Raw genomic sequence first — 2,128 nt, 5'->3', positions numbered from 1 at the left:
GGCAGGGGGGGCGCCCGCTTCCCGCGGCTCCCCGGGGCCCGGGGCCCACCCCGGGTAACGCGGCTCCCACACAAGGCCCTGTTTTTGCAATCCCTGCACGCCCGCACCCGTATCCTCGCCGCACCTACGCGCCGAGGATCGCACCATGGCCCGCCCCATCTGGACCGGAACGCTTTCGTTCGGTCTGCTCAACATCCCCATCCGGCTCATGTCGGGCGAGCGTCGCAACGACCTCCATTTCCGCATGCTCGACCAGCGCGACAACACCCCGGTGCGCTACGAGCGGGTGAATGCCGAGACGGGCGAGGAAGTGCCCTGGAAAGAGATCGTGAAGGCCTTCGAGTACCAGAAGGGCAACTACGTGGTGCTCGAGGAAGAGGACATCCGCAACGCGGCCAGCGACGCGCACGAGACGGTCGAGATCGACACCTTCGTCGATGCCGCGGACATTTCCCCGGCCTACTATGAGAAGCCCTACGTGCTGCTTCCGGCGAAGAAGGCGGAGAAGGGCTATGTGCTGCTGCGCGAGACGCTGAAGAAGACCGGCAAGGTCGGTATAGGCCGCGTGGTGATCCGCACGAAGGAATACCTGGCCGCCGTCATGCCGCAGGACGACGCGCTGGTCATGAACCTGCTCCGCTACAAGTCCGAAGTGGTCGACGTGGAGGACTACGAGCTCCCGGGCAAGTCCGCTTCCGATTACCGTATCTCGCCGCGCGAAATGGAGATGGCGAAGGATCTCATCGAGTCCATGTCCGGCAAGTGGAAGCCGGAGGACTACCACGACGAGTTCCGCGCGAAACTGCGCACCGCCATCGAGAAGCGCCTGAAGAGCAAGGGCGTGACCACCACGGTGGAGGACGAGGAGCGCACGCCGGAGAATGCCGCCACCAACGTGGTGGACTTCATGGCCTTGCTGAAGAAGAGCATCGGGGCCAAGACGCGCACGCCGGCGGCCCGGAATGCGTCGGCCGACGATGGTGGCAAGAAGCCTGCCGCGAAGAAATCCACCGCGAAGAAGAGCGCGACCAAGAAGACCGCCGCGAAGAAGGCGACGAAGAAGACCGCCAGCCGCAAGGCGCCTGCACGGCGACGGGCGGGCTGAGCCATGGCGGGACTGGTCGTCGGCGGCGTCACCATCACCCATCCGGAGCGGCTCGTCTTTGGCGAGGGCGGACCGAGCAAGGGTGAAGTGGCGGCCTACTATGAAGCCGTGGGGCACTGGATGCTGTCCGAACTTCGCGGGCGTCCTCTTTCGCTGGTGCGTTGCCCGCAAGGCTCCACCGGTCCGTGCTTCTTCCAGAAGCACCACGCCGATACGCTGGGCGAGCACGTGCACGCGGTCGCGCTGGAAGAAAAAGACGGCGGCGACGCGCAGTACATCTATGTGGACGACGTTCGCGGCGTGCTCGAACTCGTGCAGATGAACACCCTGGAGTTCCATCCCTGGGGCTCCCGGGCCGACGATCCCGACAAGCCGGACCGGATGATCTTCGACCTCGATCCGGCCAAAGGCGTGGAATGGAAAGCGGTGGTCGCCGGTGCACGCATGATCCGCGAGCGACTCTCGGCCGCGGGCCTGGAGAGCTTCGTGCGGGCGTCCGGCGGCAAGGGCCTGCACGTGGTGGCGCCGATCCGTCGCGGCCCGTCGTGGGAGAAGGTGAAGGCCTTCTGCGAAGGCGTCGCCGATGCGCTCGTGGCGGAAAAGCCGAAGCTCTACATCGCGGAGGCCAGCAAGGCCAAGCGCGAGGGGCTGATCTTCATCGACTGGCTGCGCAACACGCGGGGCGCCACCAGCGTTACCGGCTGGTCGCTGCGCGCCCGTCCGGGCGCACCTGTGGCGATGCCGCTACGCTGGGAAGAGATCGCCCGCCTGAAAAGTGGCGGGGCGTTCGACATGAAGAAGGCGCTGAAGCGGGCGAAGACGCTGGAGGCGGATCCTTGGGAGGGGATCGCCAGCTTGAAGCAGGCGCTGCCGTAGACGTGCGGCGCGCCAAGCGCGCCGCACACGATGCCTCAGTTCCCCTGCATTCGCCGCAACGAAGCCATCACCTCGTAGCATGCGCCCATGGTGTGGTAATCCGTCTTGCCGGCCGGGCTCTTCTCGTCGTCGTACTTCTCGTTGTTC

General features: G+C 65.9%; 2 protein-coding genes. Both read left to right on the top strand.

Annotated features, from left to right (window positions below; all coding sequences use genetic code 11):
* Positions 1 to 145 precede the first annotated feature (145 nt).
* Positions 146 to 1,105 carry a non-homologous end joining protein Ku gene (ku, locus tag ACPYOD_RS19090; RefSeq protein ID WP_481303264.1) on the top strand — a complete coding sequence of 320 codons (960 nt, stop codon included), beginning with the start codon at positions 146 to 148 and terminating at the stop codon, positions 1,103 to 1,105.
* Between the two features lie 3 nt (positions 1,106 to 1,108).
* Positions 1,109 to 1,981 carry a non-homologous end-joining DNA ligase gene (gene ligD / locus ACPYOD_RS19085; RefSeq protein WP_481303263.1) on the top strand — a complete coding sequence of 291 codons (873 nt, stop codon included), beginning with the start codon at positions 1,109 to 1,111 and terminating at the stop codon, positions 1,979 to 1,981.
* The last annotated feature ends 147 nt before the right edge of the window (positions 1,982 to 2,128 follow it).

This window comes from Luteibacter sp. HAY1-4A (assembly GCF_056755355.1).
Note: the sequence above shows the minus strand (reverse complement) of the source record. Positions and strands in the feature narration are given on the sequence as shown.

Bases quoted from the DNA above. Each gene is read 5' to 3' on its own strand.
- ku (WP_481303264.1), top strand. From the start codon at position 146: ATGGCCCGCCCCATCTGGACCGGAACGCTTTCGTTCGGTCTGCTCAAC.
- ligD (WP_481303263.1), top strand. From the start codon at position 1,109: ATGGCGGGACTGGTCGTCGGCGGCGTCACCATCACCCATCCGGAGCGG.